Below are 16,459 nucleotides of genomic sequence, written 5' to 3'. Positions count from 1 at the left end.
GACATCGTGCCTGAATCTTAATGATTTGTTCTTTCTTTGTCCAAAGATGAATAAAGCATTGAACATTCAATCGATCATTCTTTTGAGCTACATAGTAGCGGATTTGTTTTAAAAATCTATTTCAATTTTAGCTGTATCTTAAAAAAAAATTCATATTATCAAAGGGGAAATCTTAAAAAAACCGTTTTATGTAGATTATTTTCTATACAATGATAATATTTGCTGGAAATGACTTGTTGTTTAATTCATTATCACTTAAAATCTTTGCCTTTGAATAACCCCCAGTGGCGTTCGTCTTAAGATCGATATATTCCTTTATCGGCACGACGACACGGGTAAGTTGGAGTACATTATGTACGCAGTAATCCAAAGCGGTGGTAAACAGCACCGTGTTGTTGAGGGTGAAACCCTTAAAGTAGAATTGTTGAAAGCTGAAACTGGCGCGACTATTACATTTGATGATGTATTAATGGTTGTGAATGGCGAAAGCATTCAAATCGGTGCTCCAGTTGTAGCTGGCGCAAAAGTAACTGCAGAAGTGGTTGGTCACGGTCGTCATGACAAAATTCGTATTGTTAAAATGCGTCGTCGTAAGCACTACCGTAAACAACAAGGTCACCGTCAATGGTTTACCGAGTTGAAAATTACTACGATCGCAGGTTAATCACTAGGAGTATATAGACATGGCAACTAAAAAAGCCGGTGGTTCGACCAAAAACGGTCGTGATTCGAATCCTAAAATGTTAGGTGTTAAAATGTACGGTGGTCAAGCTGTGACTGCTGGTAACATTATCGTTCGTCAACGTGGTACAGAATTCCACGCTGGTACAAATGTTGGTATGGGTCGTGACCATACTTTATTTGCTACTGCTGACGGCGTAATCAAATTTGAAGTGAAAGGTCAATTTGGCCGTCGCTATGTATCTGTTGAAGCGTAAGCTTTAATAGTGCAAAAAAGCCCGCTTTATTGCGGGTTTTTTTATCAGTTTTTTTAGCATTAAACAAAAAATCATCTTCATCATGATGAATAATTTTCAACATATTGCACCAATAACAATACAAAACTTCTTATTTTCTCAATTATTACTGACTCAATTTGGTTTAAGATAAGCAATCTAATAAATTACATTCTGTGCCAAATATTATTTGAATATTTTAATTGAAGTGCAGACATAGAAAAGGTGAACATATGAATATGCTTCGTAAAACGATGGGTGCAGTGGCTATAAGTGCAGCGCTGTTTGCACCTGTAATGAGCACAACAGTTTTTGCAGCAACTGCTGCTTCGGAGCAACAAGCAACTGCCAATCTGGTTAAACAACTCAGTGGTGTAAAAAGCTTTACTGCAAATTTTGAGCAAACCACAAAAGCGACTCAAACAGGTAAAGTTGCACAGAAAAAGGGTTTAACCGCTCAGCATATGAATCAAACCTTTAAAGGTACAATGAAGGTTGAACGTCCTGGTAAATTCTATTGGGAAACCACCACGCCCGCAAAACAGACTATTGTGACCGCAGGTCGTACAGTGTGGATTTATGATCCTGACTTACAGCAGGCTGTACGCCAAAGTTTAGATGAGCAGGTTGCCAATACACCAGCATTACTCCTCAGTGGTAATACAGAACAAATTCAAAAGGCTTATCGTATTACTCAGCCTAATGCAGGTAAAACTTACTATACCTTGTATCCAAAACAAAAAGATGGTGCTTTCCAAAGTTTGACGATCAGTTTTGGGGCGAAAAATGCACCGACTTTAATGATCTTGCAAGATTCTTTAGGTCAAACAACCACTGTGCGTTTTAACAATGTACAGGTCAATGCCGCTATCCCTGCGTCTACCTTTAATTTTGTGCCGCCTAAAGGCACAGACATTATTGATCAATAAATGACTTTGATTGAATAGAAGAGCAACCGTAAGGTTGCTTTTTTATGCCGATTAAACAGAACACAGCAATAGACTCAGTCATGTTGATCAGGCGAAGGATGGATGTCTTTCAAGGAATACGGTAGCTTTCAATACAAGAGTATTCTATGCTCAAACAAGGGTTTGAATATAAAAACTGAGATGCTGTATGTATCGCAAAACACAATTGAAACTCAAACATTACCCAAAGATGACTGCGCAAAAGTCATTTTTGAATGTTTTGAGACAAAAGTTAATCTGCATGATTGGGCGATTTTTAAGACGGCATCGTCGTGATAAAGAAGTCAATCTTTATCACAAAAAGCTTTACCAGCCAGTTGAAGAAATTATCACAACCACCTTAAAAATATCAGGAATTATCCCACCACATTTAAATGGTTTATTGCTAAGAATTGGCTCAAATCCGATTAAGGCAGAAAAGCCTACATTATTTGAGTGGTATCTTGGTCATGGAATGATTCATGCGCTTAAATTACAAGCGGGTAAAGCAATCTGCTTTAAAAGCAGTATGCTGGCCACAGATACGGTGCAGCAATATAAACAACAACCAGCAATAGGCGGCTTTCGCCGTGGTGCACATGATGTTGTAAATACCAATATTTTTAAGCATGCGGGAAAGCTTTGGGCGGTGATTGAAGCTGGCGCGTTTCCGATCAGCCTAGATGATGAGTTAAATGCAGAACGTTATCAGTTGTTTAATAGTGATGCTGATTTACCGTTTACCGCACATCCTCGTAAAGATATTAAAACAGGGCATTTACATGCGATTAGTTATGATGCCTTAGATCGTAAAAATGCCTATTACCAAGTGATTGATCAACATGGCGATTTAATTCATGTAACGCAAATTTTATTACAACATGGTCCCATGATTCATGATTGTCTCATTACACAACAAGAAGTTTTGGTTTTTGATTTTCCACTGACTTTTTCAATGACTCGATTATTGCGTGGCGCAAGTGTTCCCTATCAATGGAATAAACAACATCCAGCACGCATTGGGATATTGCCTAAATATGCAAATGCTGAACAGATTCAGTGGATTGAGCTTGAACCATGTTTTGTTTTTCATGCAGCAAATGCTTTTCGTGATCATGAAAATAGAATTATTTTAGATGTTTTGGTACATCAGGACGATTTTGAACATTCCCAACACGCAGCTTATGAATTGCAACATGCTCAGTTAGAACGTTGGCGCATTGATTTAAGCTTACAAACGTTACATAGAACTGTACTCGACTCTCGGATTCAAGAATTTCCGAAAATTGATGCGCGTTTTACTGGGGTCCCATATCGCTATTTATATACTTTGGGTTTTGCTGAAACTACATTGTTCAATTGTTTATATATTCATGATTTAGAAATGCAAACATCTGTGAGTTATGATTTTGGTATACAGTGGGCAATTGGTGAGGTCACTTTTGTGGCTGAGCATGAACACAGTGCAGAAGGGCATGGTTATTTGATGGCCTATTTGCATCATGTAGAGGGAGAAGCAGCCAAAGCTGTTATTTTAAAAGTAAATGGATTGGAAATTCAGCCTCAATCTGAAATTGATTTAGGGGTACATATACCACTGGGTTTTCATTGTAATTGGGTAGATTTAGCTTAAGGTTTGAATTATGACTTTAGATTTTAGACATCCCTTATATCATCATGAGACTGCCTCTAATTTTTTTATCACTGCGGATCTTTTTTTGTGTTTAATCAAGCTCTATGAGGATTTCTCTAAACGAGAACCCCGTTTTGAGCTTAGTCGTTACTACGATGTATATTTAGAAGTCACCCCAAATAAAAAAATATTAAAAGCTTTATTTTCAGTTCACAATAATTATGAAAAGTATCTTTTAAATACAATTTCTTATTGTTATGACATAGAGAAGAAAGTGTTAATTTATGGTGGAACTAGTGATTTATTTGAAGGACAAATTGATGAAGTAAGATGTGATTTTGAAGATAATTTGGATGGAATTGTGAGTCCTGCAATGATATTGAAAATGATCAAACAAGCTTGGAAGTATTTTGTCCAACATAATGAACGTGGTGCTTCACTACAGTTTCATGTTTTTGGGCTGACATTTTTTAGTGATAATGATTTATTTGTGGTTTTGGCTCAACCCAGTGTTGGTCCTGGCCCAGATGATTGGATGTATGGTGTCGTTAGTGGTATTCAAAGTTATTTAGTTTTTGATCTAATGACTTTAAAAATTATAAAAAAGTATCATTTACACACAAGAAATGATTATTTAAAACATAATTATCAAAAAAAAAGACGGGTAAATGCGCGTATCAACAGGAAGAAGACGTTAGCAGAAAGCAAATCTTTGAAATAATAACGCGCTTATTTACAGTGTAAATAAGGGATAATTACAATAATGAATATTAATTTAAAGGTTCTGGTTTTATGATAGGGCTATTACTAAATATGCTTTAAAGATATAGAAATGAAAGTAAATTTTAAAAGTGGTCTGATTTTTTTATCTCTTTTATCCAGTATGCTCATGGTTAGCGCATGCCAAGAAAAGCCAGCACCTCAAGCCGAACAAGCTGCAACCACAACTCAACACGCAGAAATACCGCTGATTCAAGCCAAAGTTGAACGCGTCAATGTGGTAAAAAAACAGTTTTGTGATGAAGATGGTTGTACGCAATATGATTTGCAAACTGTTAAAAGTAATGTGCCTTGGCTAGATGAGTATTTTCTAAATCGTATTAAAAAAGATGTCCCTGGGGCATTTGAGAAAGATCAAAATCATATCCAAGCTGAAAGTGAAGTACAATCTTCACCTAAAGGTTTAAATCAAAATTCAATTTATGTTCGTTTTATTTCACAACAAAATAATTTAGCCACTTTTGTGATCCAGACTTATACCTATGCAGCAGGTGCTGCTCATGGGATGTATCACAATGAATATGTGACATTCGATCTAAGCACGCAAAAGCGCCTCGCCCTAACTGATATTCTTAAACCAAACGTCGAAGCAAAAGTTGCTGAACAGCTTTATGATGCTAATGCGAATTGGTTGATTCAAAAAGATATTACGCGTGATAAATTGCAGTTAAGTGATAATTATTATTATGGTGTAAATGGTCTGGTTTTTGTTTATCCATTGTATGAACTTACCTCTTATGCAGAAGGTATGCCTGAGTTAAAACTGCCGTATCAAGTGGCAAAAGATTTGATTAAAGCTGAGTATTTACCAAGTCTACCTCAAGTCGAAGCGACTGTAGAAAAACCTGTTACACCTTAATTGTCTTCAAATCATACAATTCATGTATGTCTAATGCTCTGTCACTGTATTTTTTACAGTGAAGAGCTTACACTATAGTCAGTTTTTTTCTTACCCTTTAGATTGACTATGATCGACCCGAAATTAATCAGAAATAATATCGAGGCTGTAAACTTAGCCTTAGCCAAACGTGGTGTACAACTCAACGTTGAAGAATGGGCATCACTAGAAGCTCGCCGTAAAGAAATTCAGTCGAGAACTGAAAACTTACAGGCAGAGCGTAATTCGGGTGCGAAACAAGTTGGTCAAATCAAAAAATCTGGTGGCGATGCTTCAGAAATCATGGCACGTATGGGTGCGATTGGTGATGAAATTAAAGCTGCTGAAGTTGAATTGAATGAACTTCAAGCTGAATTAGAAGCAAAACTACTCTCGATCCCAAACATGCCACATGAGTCTGTGCCAGAAGGGAAAGATGAAAGTGATAATGTTGAAGTATTAAAATGGGGCACACCGCGCCAATTTGATTTCGAAATCAAAGACCATACTGACCTTGGCGAAATGATGGGTGGGTTGGAGTTTGAAACGGCAACCAAGTTAACGGGGACACGTTTCAGTGTATTGAAAGGTCCATTGGCGCGTTTACAACGTGCATTGACCCAATTTATGCTGGATACCCATACCTTGAAAAATGGTTATACCGAAGCTTATGTACCTTATCTTGTCAATGCAGACTCATTGCGTGGTACAGGTCAACTGCCTAAATTTGAAGAAGATTTGTTTAAATTACAAGGCGAAAAAGAATACTATTTGATTCCAACTGCAGAAGTTCCAGTGACGAACTTTGTCCGTAATGAAATCATCGATGCTGACCGTTTACCGTTGAAATATGCTGCGCATACGCCATGTTTCCGTAGTGAGGCAGGTTCTTATGGTCGTGATACGCGTGGTTTAATCCGTCAACACCAATTCGACAAAGTTGAAATGGTTCAAATCGTAAAGCCTGAAGATTCAATGGACGCTTTGGAAGCATTGACAGGTCATGCAGAAGGGATCTTACAAGCTTTGGGTTTACCATATCGTAAAATCGTTTTATGTGGTGGCGATATGGGCTTTGGTGCGTGTAAAACTTATGATTTAGAAGTTTGGGTACCAAGCCAAGATTCATATCGTGAGATTTCTTCTTGTTCAAATATGGGCGATTTCCAAGCACGCCGTATGATGGCGCGTTATCGTGCAGACCAAAAGAAAACTGAGCTGGTACATACCTTGAATGGTTCTGGTTTGGCTGTAGGTCGTACTTTATTGGCTGTGATGGAAAACTACCAACGTGCCGATGGCTCTATTGAAGTGCCAGAAGTGTTACGCCCGTACATGGCTGGTGCAACATTTATCGACTAAATGTCGAAAACTCGATATTTGGTTCAGTTTTGTGCATAAATATTGCTTAGTACAATCAGATTTGAACTTTTGAGGAACACTGTGGAAATTTTCCCAATTTCATTAAAACTACAAGGGCAACCTTGTCTGATTGTGGGTGGTGGGCATATTGCTTATCGCAAAGCAGTATTACTTGCAAAAGCAGGTGCAGTGATTCATGTGGTTGCACCTGATATAGAGCAAAACCTCTTAGATATTGTCCATTCAACTCATGGGCAATATCATGCAGATAAATTTGATCCTCAAATTAGCCTAAGTAGCTATCGTTTGGTGATTGCTGCAACCAATGATAAAGCGGTCAATCAAGCTGTTTTTGAAGCTTGTGAAGATTTAAATGTGTTGGTCAACAGTGTTGATGATCCTCCACATTGTCGCTTTATGGTGCCTGCGATCATTGATCGTTCACCACTGGTGGTTTCAATTGCCACCAATGGTGCTTCTCCTGTTTTATCTCGCCAGATTCGTACTCAGCTTGAAGCGTCTATTCCACATGGAATGGGTAAACTTGCTGATTTTTCTGGGAAATGGCGTAAAGCAGTTAAAGAACAGATTACTAATCCTGATGAACGTCGAATCTTTTGGGAAGATTTATATGCCAGCCCTTTAAAAGAGCAGGTGTTTAATGACAATCTCATAGAGGCAGATCGTCTAATTGAACAAGCTTTAACAAAATGGCAAAAACCAAAAGGTGAAGTTTATTTGGTTGGTGCAGGGCCCGGTGATCCAGAGCTATTAACCTTAAAAGCACTTAGACTGATGCAGCAAGCGGATGTGGTGATTTATGATCGCTTAGTTTCCCCTGCGATTTTAGAATTGTGTCGCCGTGATGCTGAAAAAATCTATGTGGGTAAAGCACGTTCAAATCATTCTGTGCCACAAGATGGGATTAATGCATTACTGGTCAAATATGCCACTGAAGGCAAACGTGTCTGCCGTCTAAAAGGTGGTGATCCATTTATTTTTGGTCGCGGTGGTGAAGAAATTCAAGAGCTTTTTGCAGCCAATGTTACATTTCAAGTCGTTCCAGGTATTACCGCTGCATCAGGGTGCTCAGCTTATGCGGGGATTCCGCTAACACATCGTGATTATGCACAAAGCGTTCGTTTTTTGACGGGACATTTAAAAGAAGGTTCACCTGAGTTACCTTGGAATGAGCTGGTTTATGAAAATCAGACATTGGTTTTATATATGGGCTTGGTGGGACTAGAAAAAATTTGTGAAAATCTAATATCACATGGTCAACGTCCAAATATGCCAGTGGCTCTGATTTCCAAAGGGACAACCCGGGATCAAAAGGTGGTGGTTGGAACTTTGGCAGATATTGCATCAAAAGTTGAAGAAAACCATATTCAAGCACCTACTTTGACCATTATTGGTGAAGTGGTGAGTTTACGCGAACAGTTACAGTGGCAATAATATCTGCCTAAATTTTTCTTTAAAAACAGACATGGTCTTTTTTAAAGTACTTAGGTTGTATTCTGATAAGTAGAGATCTCCCGTGATTCATGTTGTTTTATACGAGCCTGAAATTCCTGCAAATACAGGGAATATCATTCGTTTATGTGCCAATACAGGTGCACAATTACATTTAGTCAAACCTTTAGGTTTTGAACTGGATGATAAGAAGTTGCGCCGTGCAGGATTGGATTATCATGAATGGGCACATATGAAAGTTTGGGAAAACTTTTCTGAGTGTTTGGCTCATTTAAAAGGTCAGGGAATTGATCTTGATGCGATTTATCCTTTAACCACCAAAGGTACTGAAACACCACATACCTCAGATTTAAACCGACCTGTGGCTTTATTGATGGGGCCAGAAACACGTGGTTTACCAGAAGATGTTCGTATGATGTTCCCTCAGGCGCATTGGATTCGTTTACCTATGGCACCGAATTCACGTAGTCTGAATTTATCGAATGCCACCGCAGTAATTCTATATGAAGCATGGCGTCAGCAAGGGTTTAAAGAATTAAAATAAAAATCACAACCCATCGTATAGATGGGTTTTTATTCATATTCATTTATGATTGCCTTTTTGGGCGGATCAATGAAATTTGACTTGAATAAACGATTTCATCCGATTGGGATTTGCCTTTGAAATCCCTAATCCGAATATTTATTTTAATTTTTTGTCCTTTCTTCGCTGTGTAGTGAATGTCTGAGATGATCTTATCTTCTAACACCGTTCCTAAATAGTGTTGACAGCCTGTATCAGCTCGATGAGAAACCTGTGCTTTTTTTACAAGGCCTTTAAAAGAGATAAGATGGATATGCCCCCTGTGTGAGAGTCCATCACTTCTAGCAACAGCTAAGGTCTCTATAGTCGTATTCTCTAAAAGCTTCACCACCAAATCACAAGAGTTTTCATAAGAAGCAAACGCACGATGGCTGTATAGGGTTAGGATAAAGAGGAATAGTATTTTCATTATTTTTTCCATTTAACATGTTTTATTTATAAGATGTTAAGTGTATTGCACTAGGTAAAATTTTTAGTTGAGTGCACATTGTACTTATAGCATTGGAATTGATGATTCATGCAAAAGTAATGACTCTTTGCTGCTTAAATTGTATCAAAGTGTCTTTGTGCAAAGGATCACAGCATGTATTGGATTGATTTCATAGCAGAGCTGACTAATTATTTATCTGGTCCTAAATAGGTCGCCGTTTCAGATTTCGGTATACCTTTATAATCTGTGATTAAGATATTCAGTTTAATTTTTTGTCCTTTTTTAAATTCAGAGCGATTCGGGAAATCTCTTAAATTTTCTTCTAAGACTTTGCCGATATAGTGTTGACAACCACTATCTGCTCGGCCAGCGGCTTGCGCTTTTTTTACAACACCTTTTATGTTGAGTGTTGTTTTCTCAATTTCACCTAAGCCATCTTTATTGATATATAGCGTACGTGTAGAGGTGTTTTCTAAAAGTTTAACCTCTAAATCACAAGAGTTTTCATAGGACGCAAACGCACTATGGCTGGATATTGTCAGCAGAAAGAGCAGTGTAATTTTCATTATTTTTTTCCCTTTGCTATGTTTTATTCAAATGATGCTGAGTTTATATCATGCTACAACATCGCAAGCTGAGTATAAGTCATATTTAGAGTGTTGAGGTTTAGGCTTCCTGCAACAGTGCTGGCTCATTTTTTGCTTGAATTGCATCAAATTGTTTTTGAGCACGAATGATATGTTGCACATTGCCTTCAGCCCAGAGCTTAAATGATAAAGCGGTTTGTGCAAACTCAAAGCCTAGAGAGGTTAATGCATATTCAACACGAATCACATTGTTTTCATGAATTGTACGGGTGATAAATCCATCTCTTTCCAGAATTTTTAATTTCTGAGAAAGCACTTTAGGTGAGATCCCTGTTAAGTTTTTTTTCAGTTCATTGAAGTGTTGAGAGTGCTGATGAAGTTGATAAATAATCATCAAAACCCACTTATCTGCAAATTTTTCAAAAAAAGATCGTGCCGGGCAATTTGGATGAAAAATATTAAAATTGAATGTATTAGTCATCAATCTTTACCTCAATTTGGAAAGTTATAACCAAGAAATGACCAGTTACCATGTAGTAACTAATTGATACTAGATTTCAAAAGTATATCATAAATTAATCAGGTCAATACAACTTCTGCTGATTGATAGCGTTGATCGACCGTTTTATATTTATGAGCGTGGTTTTAATGAAAATAACAGATGCGGTCGTTTTTATTACGGGTGCAAATCGTGGTCTAGGTTTAGCGCTTGCCCAGCAAGCGATACAACGTGGCGCCAAGAAAGTTTATGCAGGAATGCGTAATCTTCAAGATTTTAATCAACAGGGTATTATTCCGATTGTTGTAGATGTTACAGATCCCGTATCTATTCAAAAAGCTGTTGCAGAATGTTGTGATGTCAATCTATTAATCAACAATGCAGGTATTGCACGCTTAAATGCAAGTCCTGTAGACGCAAATATTGCAGCAGTGACACGGACGGTTTTAGACACCAATCTTTATGGTGTGATCAATACGACTCAGCAATTCTCTCCAATTTTAGCAAGCCATGCTGAAAGTTATATCGTCAATATTTTATCGGATGTGTCTTGGGAACCCAGTACGATGCTAGCCAGTTATGCAATTTCTAAAGCGGCAGCATGGTCATTTACCAATTCAACTCGGCAATGGTTAGCTAAAGCCAATGTTCATGTGATGGGGGTACATGTCGGTTTTATCGACACAGATTTAACCCAGTCACTCGATATTGCCAAAATTTCACCACATACAGTGGCGCAACACGTATTTGATGGAATTCAACAAGATGCCTTTGAAGTGTTGGTTGGGGAATCTACCCAACAACTCAAACAAGGTCTAACTGCAACCCCTCCAAGTTATATCAAACATTAATATACCTATCATCTAGATCAGAGGACTTATCATGTCAAAAATCGCTGTTGTTTATCATTCAGGTTATGGCCATACCAAAGTCATTGCAGAAACTTTTGCCAATGAAATTCAGGCAACGCTCATCGAAGTGGATCAAGAGGGCAATATTCAAGATCAGGATTGGGACACTTTAGATGCCGCAGATGCAATCGTATTTGGTGCGCCAACTTATATGGGCGGTGTACCTTGGCAATTTAAAAAATTTGCAGATGCATCTTCTAAGCGTTGGTTTACTCGTGCATGGGCAGACAAGGTTTTCGGTGGTTTTACCAACAGTGCAAGTTTAAATGGTGATAAGCAAGTCACATTAATTTCTTTACATACCTTGGCTTCACAACATGGTGGTATTTGGGTCAGTCTTGGTTTGGCACCATCAAACACCAAAAGTGCCACACGTCAGGATGTGAACAGCTTAGGTGGTTCTGTCGGCTTATTGGTTCAATCACCTGCTGATGCCAGTACAGATGAGATTCCAAGCGGTGATTTAGAGACTGCAAAACAATATGCAAAACGAATCAAAGCGATTACGGAAAAATTTATTGCAGCATAATTACACTTGATATGACTAAAATAAGAAAGGCGCATAAAGCGCCTTTCTTATTTGATTACATATGCAATAATCAATTATTCATGTTCATTATGTTGTGGCGCAGGGTAGCGGAAACCACGAGTTTTATAGGCTAAATAGGCAACACCTAATACAGCCCATGCAAGCCCGAGTTTTAATGCCATTTCATCAATTTCTAACCACATCAAGAATACACTGGCAAAACCAAGAGATGGAATCACCACATAATTGATGATTTCTTTCAGTGATTTTGTTCTGCCATCGCGTAAGGCGTAACGTGAAATCACGGAGAAATTCACAAAACTAAATGCAGTTAAAGCACCAAAGCTAATTAAGTTGACAATATGTTCAAGGTCAAGAAAACCCGCTGATAACGCAACAACACCGACAATCAAAATATTATAAGTCGGGGTATGTAATTTTGGACTAATATGACCAAAAATCTTTTTGTTAATGACGCCATCACGACCCATTACATACATCAAACGGGATACCCCAGCGTGTGCAGAAATACCAGAAGCCAGTACAGCAATGACCGCAAAATACAACACTAACTTTTTAAATGCGATGCCTGTAATTGCCGTTAGAATGGTTGCATTGCCAAGTGCTTCAAGCATCACAGGTTGAGATTCATCCAGCGGATTAAAGTAAAGATTGGCATTACTTGGGAAAAATAGCTGAATAAAATAGGTACTAAAAATAAAGATAATACCCGCGATCAACGCTGTAGAGAAAATTGCTTTTGGTAAGGTTTTTTCAGCATCTTTGGTTTCTTCTGCAAGGGATGATAACGCATCAAACCCTGTGAAAGAGAAACAAAGAATCGTTGCACCACCGATTAACGCACCAATTGCAGTCATTTCACTCCAGAATGGAGCAAGTGACCATAATTCAGCTTTATCTGGGTTTAAGGTGCCATCTGCGTAAATACCCTGAGTTAACAGTAAGTAAACTTCATAAACAAAGTAGAAGATGATCGCAAGTTGCACCACTACAATGGTACTGTTAAATCGAGCAACAAAACGTGAACCAAACAAGTTGATCACAGTCATAATTGCCGTCAGTGCAATGACCCAGATCCAGTTATTCACATCTGGGAATAAGGCTCTTAAGTAAATATCAGCCAAAATGATGTTGACGAGTGGAGATAATAAATAATCTAACCAAGAAGACCAGCCAACCATAAAGCCGACATTCGGGTGAATCGATTTTTGCGCATAGGTATAAGCAGACCCTGACGAAGGGTAGCGCTTGATCATATGACCATAACTGATAGAGGTCAGGAGAATGGCAACAAGCGCAAAAATATAAGAAGTTGGAACATGTCCATGGCTTCCGTCGGACACTAAACCAAAGGTATCAAATAAGGTAAGTGGCTGAATATACGCTAGACCAATAATGATAATATGCCACAGCACAAGATTTTTTTTCAGTTTTGCTGTGGATTGAGTCCCAGAGATATCTGTCAACGGCGTTATCCTCTTAATCGTTGATCAAGGATCAGTCATATTTATAAGGATCGTTTGAGACGAACGATCCCCCCTAAGAATAAAACAAAAGTGCGCCAATCTACTCTAAAAGGTCACATTTGTCAGTAACTTTGTTGGCTTTTTTAGCAGAAAACGTGCCATCTTGATCAAAAAATAAGTGACTGCCCATTCTGCAAGATAAAAGCCCGATGTTTAGATAAACATCAGGCTATTTACTATCGGGGGCTGTCAACATTTCATCTGTAGACTACATCACTGCAAACATAGACTTAGTGCCAATAGCTCCCTCTATATTGTCGCAATTTTAGACAATTACCAAGCTTTTTCTAAGATTGACTTTAAATCTTTAAAGGTTGCTTCTTTCGGATTGAAAATAATTGAGCCGTCATTAAGTGCTTTTTCGGCAACTTCATCCAGCTGTGCTTGAGTAACTTTACCTGTTTCACTCAAGGTACGTGGAAGCTTAGTCAAATGATAGACACGATCACGCATGGTATTTAACGTCTCTATGGCCTTATCTGCACGCTGGTTTGCAGGGGTCTGTGCGTAAATATCAGCACCAGCAAGTGGCAATAATAGATCGGCAATCTTGTCACCATTCACTTCCTTGTTGTATTCCAAAACATAAGGAAGAAAGAGATTCATACATAAGCCATGAGGCAAATGCGCTACTGCACCTAAAGCATGACCAAGAGAATGTACAATACCAACCATCGAGTTAGAAAATGCAATACCAGCCATTGTTGAGGCTTGAGCAAGTTCTAAGCGACCTGTTGCATTACTAGGATGGTCCAGTACATCAAATAAACTTGTACTGATCTTTTTGATGGCAGCAGTTGCATACGCATCGGAAATTGGATTTGCTGCGATACAGGTATAGGCTTCTACAGCATGTGTCATGGCATCCATCGCTGTCATTGCTGTCAGATGTGGTGGCAATGTTTGGGTCATACGCGGATCGAGAATCGCCGCATGTGGCATTAGGTAATTTGAGGCAAATGCCATTTTCACATTTTTTTGATTGTCTGATACGACCGCAGCCAAGGTCACTTCTGAGCCTGTACCAGACGTGGTAGGAATCACAAAAAATGGTTTAAGTGGGCGAGGGAGGTTGTGTGCACCTGAATACTTAAGTAAATCATCGCCACCCTCAGAGACTAAAATATTGGCTGTTTTAGAGGTATCAATAACTGAGCCACCACCCACAGCAATAATCGCATCACAGTTATTTTCACGATACGCTTGTGCTGCAGCACGAACTGTTTCAAGGCTTGAATCAGGTGGAACATCATCGAAAATAATGCCAATTTCAATATCAGTAGATTCAAATGCAGCTTCAATAGGTGCTAAAAGGTGATTGGCACGCACACCTTTATCGGTGATGATCATTGGGCGTTTAGCGCCTAATGATGCAAGTTCGAAAGGAATATGTTCGAGTGCAGCATGACCAGCGATCACTTTTACAGGACAGAAAAATTCGTAATATGGTTTAGCCATGTGTTAAGCACTCCCTTTTAAATATGATTGGGCAACTTTAAGGTAGATATTTGCAGCGCCCGCTAATTTTTCTTTTAAGCTTAATTCTGATGGATATTCTTTTACCGCGAGTTCAGCAACCAGTTTAGGTAAAATTAATGCTTCCATTTTATTCAGACAACGCACTAAACGAATGGCGTGTGCCACATCTCCATCTGCGATCATACGGTCATTTGCAAAAGCTTGAGCTGTACTTTCCTGAAATGAAAAGACTAAAAAAGCATGATGAACATGTTTGAAAATAATCGATAGATCAGGCTTAGCGTCTAAAGATTTAACCAGTTCAAGCTGCTTGTTTTGATTGACTCTGGCAATAAATGAAGCGCCGTTTGGAAAAACTTTCATCGATAATGTAAAACCAACAGGGAGTACAGATACTTCATGTTTAATTTCATCATCAACTTGACTCGCCATGACCAAACCTCTGCCAATCACATCCATCATGAGTTTGACATAGGCTTGTTCTAAAGCGGGTTTGATAGATTTACTTGAAATCACTCGTTAGTCCCTTATATAAAATTGTACTTTTGTTTTAGAGTAATTACTCTAATTTGTTTTCAGATAAAAATAAAGCGATTTATTTGTGAATGACTTCATGGTCATTTGATTTTTTGTCGATGACTTCAATATCACTAAAGTAACCACTCTGTTGAAAATACTCAATCACATCTTTTGATAGTTGCTTGTAATCAGGATAATTTTTAATCAAATCGCTGACACGGACCATTTCTAAACCTGCATAACCACATGGGTTAATGGTATGGAAGCCATCTAAGTTACAATCAATATTTAATGCTAACCCGTGATAACTACGTCCTCTGCGAATTTTAAACCCCAGTGAACCAATTTTACGTTCGTTGACATAAACACCTGGTGCATCAGCTTTGGCATAGGCATCGACATCATATTTCTTGAGCAAATTGATCATTAAGTTCTCTGCATAAGTGACCAATGTACGCACATTCCATTTCAAGCGATTTAAATCAAACATGAAATAAATCACCATTTGACCTGGACCATGCCAGGTAACTTGTCCACCACGATCTGATTGAACAACAGGGATATCACTGTGCATTAAAATATGTTCAGGTTTGCCGGCTTGCCCCTGAGTCAGTACCTCAGGATGTTGCAAGATCCAAAGTTGATCTGGAGAATTTTCATCACGTTGTTCAGTAAAAGATTTCATTTCCTGAAAACGCTCGGCATAAGGCGTTAAGTCTTGATATTGACGAATAATCAGATGTGGTTTTAGAACAGCATCGTTCACAGACAAATGCCCTTAAAATATAGAAATCGCTTTAATTATAAAGAAATTTAGTTTGGAAAAGTGAAAGCAATTGCTGATCATTTGCAAATAAGCCAGCAGGGCATATTCCCCGATAAAATCAGGGTGCAAAAAAACACGCCATTGTGGCGTGTTTTTAATTCATTTCAGCATTACAAGGCAGTACGAATATGTTCGCAAGCAGCAAGGTCAGCATACAAGGCATGCACTTGCTCAAGCTCTTCAAAACGTAATTGAGCCGTAATCGAATGATATTTACCAGTACGTGATGGTTGTACAACAAGTGTCGCTTCATTAAATTCAGGGAAATGTTTTACCAAAATTTCAACTACAGCACCACGTAATTCTTCACCCGCATTACCAATCAATTTAATTGGGTAATCCATTGGAAAAACCCAAAGATCTTCTTGTAATTCGCGAGATGGAGTGCGGTCTAACATTTTTTCACCTCTAATTTATCAACAATGCCTGCATAAGTGCAGGCATTGTGTTTCTCTTAAATACTTAATGGGGTTACTCGATTGATTTTCAAGTCCCGAAAGTATTCACAGATTGAACAAACT

The 16,459-nt window shown here is 38.4% G+C and carries 19 protein-coding genes; 11 read left to right on the top strand and 8 right to left on the bottom strand.

Annotated elements, in window-relative coordinates; genetic code table 11:
- The first annotated feature begins 352 nt into the window (after positions 1 to 352).
- The 9 genes from rplU to ASC84_RS10470 all read left to right on the top strand — a co-directional run bounded on the left by rplU (position 353) and on the right by ASC84_RS10470 (position 8,572).
- Positions 353 to 664 carry a 50S ribosomal protein L21 gene (gene rplU, locus ASC84_RS10510; protein ID WP_004722561.1) on the top strand — a complete coding sequence of 104 codons (312 nt, stop codon included), beginning with the start codon at positions 353 to 355 and terminating at the stop codon, positions 662 to 664.
- Positions 665 to 683: 19 nt separating this feature from the next.
- Positions 684 to 938: a 50S ribosomal protein L27 gene (rpmA, locus tag ASC84_RS10505; RefSeq protein WP_004722560.1), complete on the top strand. Its 255-nt coding sequence runs from the start codon at positions 684 to 686 to the stop codon at positions 936 to 938.
- A gap of 251 nt (positions 939 to 1,189) precedes the next feature.
- Entirely contained in the window at positions 1,190 to 1,885 is a 696-nt protein-coding gene (lolA, locus tag ASC84_RS10500) for an outer membrane lipoprotein chaperone LolA (RefSeq protein WP_004722558.1), read from the top strand.
- Positions 1,886 to 2,072: 187 nt separating this feature from the next.
- Positions 2,073 to 3,536, top strand: a complete 1,464-nt coding sequence (locus ASC84_RS10495) for a carotenoid oxygenase family protein (RefSeq protein WP_056514411.1) — start codon at positions 2,073 to 2,075, stop codon at positions 3,534 to 3,536.
- A 10-nt stretch (positions 3,537 to 3,546) separates the two neighbouring features.
- Entirely contained in the window at positions 3,547 to 4,257 is a 711-nt protein-coding gene (locus ASC84_RS10490; RefSeq protein ID WP_056514407.1) for a hypothetical protein, read from the top strand.
- Between the two features lie 111 nt (positions 4,258 to 4,368).
- Positions 4,369 to 5,175, top strand: coding sequence for an RsiV family protein (locus ASC84_RS10485; RefSeq protein WP_056514405.1), 807 nt, complete (start codon positions 4,369 to 4,371; stop codon positions 5,173 to 5,175).
- A 108-nt stretch (positions 5,176 to 5,283) separates the two neighbouring features.
- Positions 5,284 to 6,555: a serine--tRNA ligase gene (gene serS / locus ASC84_RS10480; protein WP_056514402.1), complete on the top strand. Its 1,272-nt coding sequence runs from the start codon at positions 5,284 to 5,286 to the stop codon at positions 6,553 to 6,555.
- Positions 6,556 to 6,636: 81 nt separating this feature from the next.
- Positions 6,637 to 8,010, top strand: a complete 1,374-nt coding sequence (gene cysG / locus ASC84_RS10475; RefSeq protein WP_056514399.1) for a siroheme synthase CysG — start codon at positions 6,637 to 6,639, stop codon at positions 8,008 to 8,010.
- A gap of 82 nt (positions 8,011 to 8,092) precedes the next feature.
- Entirely contained in the window at positions 8,093 to 8,572 is a 480-nt protein-coding gene (locus ASC84_RS10470; RefSeq protein ID WP_056514397.1) for a tRNA (cytidine(34)-2'-O)-methyltransferase, read from the top strand.
- 43 nt (positions 8,573 to 8,615) lie between these two features.
- Here the strand turns inward: ASC84_RS10470 and ASC84_RS10465 are convergent, their stop codons facing one another.
- From ASC84_RS10465 to ASC84_RS10455, 3 genes are all read right to left on the bottom strand, one after another.
- Complete coding sequence (locus ASC84_RS10465; protein WP_056514392.1) at positions 8,616 to 9,020, bottom strand: hypothetical protein; 405 nt, start codon at positions 9,018 to 9,020, stop codon at positions 8,616 to 8,618.
- Between the two features lie 209 nt (positions 9,021 to 9,229).
- Positions 9,230 to 9,607, bottom strand: coding sequence for a hypothetical protein (locus tag ASC84_RS10460; protein ID WP_056514390.1), 378 nt, complete (start codon positions 9,605 to 9,607; stop codon positions 9,230 to 9,232).
- Positions 9,608 to 9,707: 100 nt separating this feature from the next.
- Positions 9,708 to 10,109 (bottom strand): helix-turn-helix domain-containing protein, encoded by a 402-nt coding sequence (locus ASC84_RS10455; RefSeq protein WP_056514388.1) that lies wholly within the window; start codon positions 10,107 to 10,109, stop codon positions 9,708 to 9,710.
- 167 nt (positions 10,110 to 10,276) lie between these two features.
- Here ASC84_RS10455 and ASC84_RS10450 point away from each other — a divergent pair, with 167 nt between their 5' ends.
- Both ASC84_RS10450 and ASC84_RS10445 read left to right on the top strand, forming a co-directional pair.
- The gene (locus ASC84_RS10450) at positions 10,277 to 10,978 is read left to right on the top strand and encodes an SDR family NAD(P)-dependent oxidoreductase (RefSeq protein WP_081409346.1); all 702 of its coding nucleotides are present in this window, start codon (positions 10,277 to 10,279) and stop codon (positions 10,976 to 10,978) included.
- 31 nt (positions 10,979 to 11,009) lie between these two features.
- Positions 11,010 to 11,567: a flavodoxin family protein gene (locus ASC84_RS10445; RefSeq protein ID WP_034615631.1), complete on the top strand. Its 558-nt coding sequence runs from the start codon at positions 11,010 to 11,012 to the stop codon at positions 11,565 to 11,567.
- Positions 11,568 to 11,641: 74 nt separating this feature from the next.
- Here ASC84_RS10445 and ASC84_RS10440 read toward each other — a convergent pair whose 3' ends face one another.
- From ASC84_RS10440 to ASC84_RS10420, 5 genes are all read right to left on the bottom strand, one after another.
- Complete coding sequence (locus ASC84_RS10440) at positions 11,642 to 13,054, bottom strand: APC family permease (protein WP_004722537.1); 1,413 nt, start codon at positions 13,052 to 13,054, stop codon at positions 11,642 to 11,644.
- Between the two features lie 333 nt (positions 13,055 to 13,387).
- On the bottom strand, positions 13,388 to 14,572 hold the full coding sequence (locus ASC84_RS10435) for an iron-containing alcohol dehydrogenase (RefSeq protein ID WP_056514381.1): 1,185 nt from the start codon (positions 14,570 to 14,572) through the stop codon (positions 13,388 to 13,390).
- 3 nt (positions 14,573 to 14,575) lie between these two features.
- Positions 14,576 to 15,109 (bottom strand): hypothetical protein, encoded by a 534-nt coding sequence (locus ASC84_RS10430; RefSeq protein ID WP_004722534.1) that lies wholly within the window; start codon positions 15,107 to 15,109, stop codon positions 14,576 to 14,578.
- Between the two features lie 79 nt (positions 15,110 to 15,188).
- Complete coding sequence (gene lipB, locus ASC84_RS10425) at positions 15,189 to 15,878, bottom strand: lipoyl(octanoyl) transferase LipB (RefSeq protein WP_056514378.1); 690 nt, start codon at positions 15,876 to 15,878, stop codon at positions 15,189 to 15,191.
- Between the two features lie 170 nt (positions 15,879 to 16,048).
- Complete coding sequence (locus ASC84_RS10420) at positions 16,049 to 16,336, bottom strand: YbeD family protein (protein ID WP_004722529.1); 288 nt, start codon at positions 16,334 to 16,336, stop codon at positions 16,049 to 16,051.
- Positions 16,337 to 16,459: the final 123 nt, after the last annotated feature.

The organism is Acinetobacter sp. Root1280 (assembly GCF_001425285.1).
Lineage (GTDB): Bacteria > Pseudomonadota > Gammaproteobacteria > Pseudomonadales > Moraxellaceae > Acinetobacter > Acinetobacter guillouiae.
Note: the sequence above shows the minus strand (reverse complement) of the source record. Positions and strands in the feature narration are given on the sequence as shown.

What these genes read in the sequence shown, in the direction of transcription:
- rpmA (WP_004722560.1), top strand. Translation starts at nt 684, where the DNA reads ATGGCAACTAAAAAAGCCGGTGGTTCGACCAAAAACGGTCGTGATTCG.
- lolA (WP_004722558.1), top strand. Translation starts at nt 1,190, where the DNA reads ATGAATATGCTTCGTAAAACGATGGGTGCAGTGGCTATAAGTGCAGCG.
- rplU (WP_004722561.1), top strand. Translation starts at nt 353, where the DNA reads ATGTACGCAGTAATCCAAAGCGGTGGTAAACAGCACCGTGTTGTTGAG.
- ASC84_RS10465 (WP_056514392.1), bottom strand. Translation starts at nt 9,020, where the DNA reads ATGAAAATACTATTCCTCTTTATCCTAACCCTATACAGCCATCGTGCG.
- ASC84_RS10450 (WP_081409346.1), top strand. Translation starts at nt 10,277, where the DNA reads ATGAAAATAACAGATGCGGTCGTTTTTATTACGGGTGCAAATCGTGGT.
- serS (WP_056514402.1), top strand. Translation starts at nt 5,284, where the DNA reads ATGATCGACCCGAAATTAATCAGAAATAATATCGAGGCTGTAAACTTA.
- ASC84_RS10485 (WP_056514405.1), top strand. Translation starts at nt 4,369, where the DNA reads ATGAAAGTAAATTTTAAAAGTGGTCTGATTTTTTTATCTCTTTTATCC.
- ASC84_RS10495 (WP_056514411.1), top strand. Translation starts at nt 2,073, where the DNA reads ATGTATCGCAAAACACAATTGAAACTCAAACATTACCCAAAGATGACT.
- ASC84_RS10435 (WP_056514381.1), bottom strand. Translation starts at nt 14,572, where the DNA reads ATGGCTAAACCATATTACGAATTTTTCTGTCCTGTAAAAGTGATCGCT.
- ASC84_RS10420 (WP_004722529.1), bottom strand. Translation starts at nt 16,336, where the DNA reads ATGTTAGACCGCACTCCATCTCGCGAATTACAAGAAGATCTTTGGGTT.
- ASC84_RS10490 (WP_056514407.1), top strand. Translation starts at nt 3,547, where the DNA reads ATGACTTTAGATTTTAGACATCCCTTATATCATCATGAGACTGCCTCT.
- ASC84_RS10455 (WP_056514388.1), bottom strand. Translation starts at nt 10,109, where the DNA reads ATGACTAATACATTCAATTTTAATATTTTTCATCCAAATTGCCCGGCA.
- ASC84_RS10445 (WP_034615631.1), top strand. Translation starts at nt 11,010, where the DNA reads ATGTCAAAAATCGCTGTTGTTTATCATTCAGGTTATGGCCATACCAAA.
- ASC84_RS10460 (WP_056514390.1), bottom strand. Translation starts at nt 9,607, where the DNA reads ATGAAAATTACACTGCTCTTTCTGCTGACAATATCCAGCCATAGTGCG.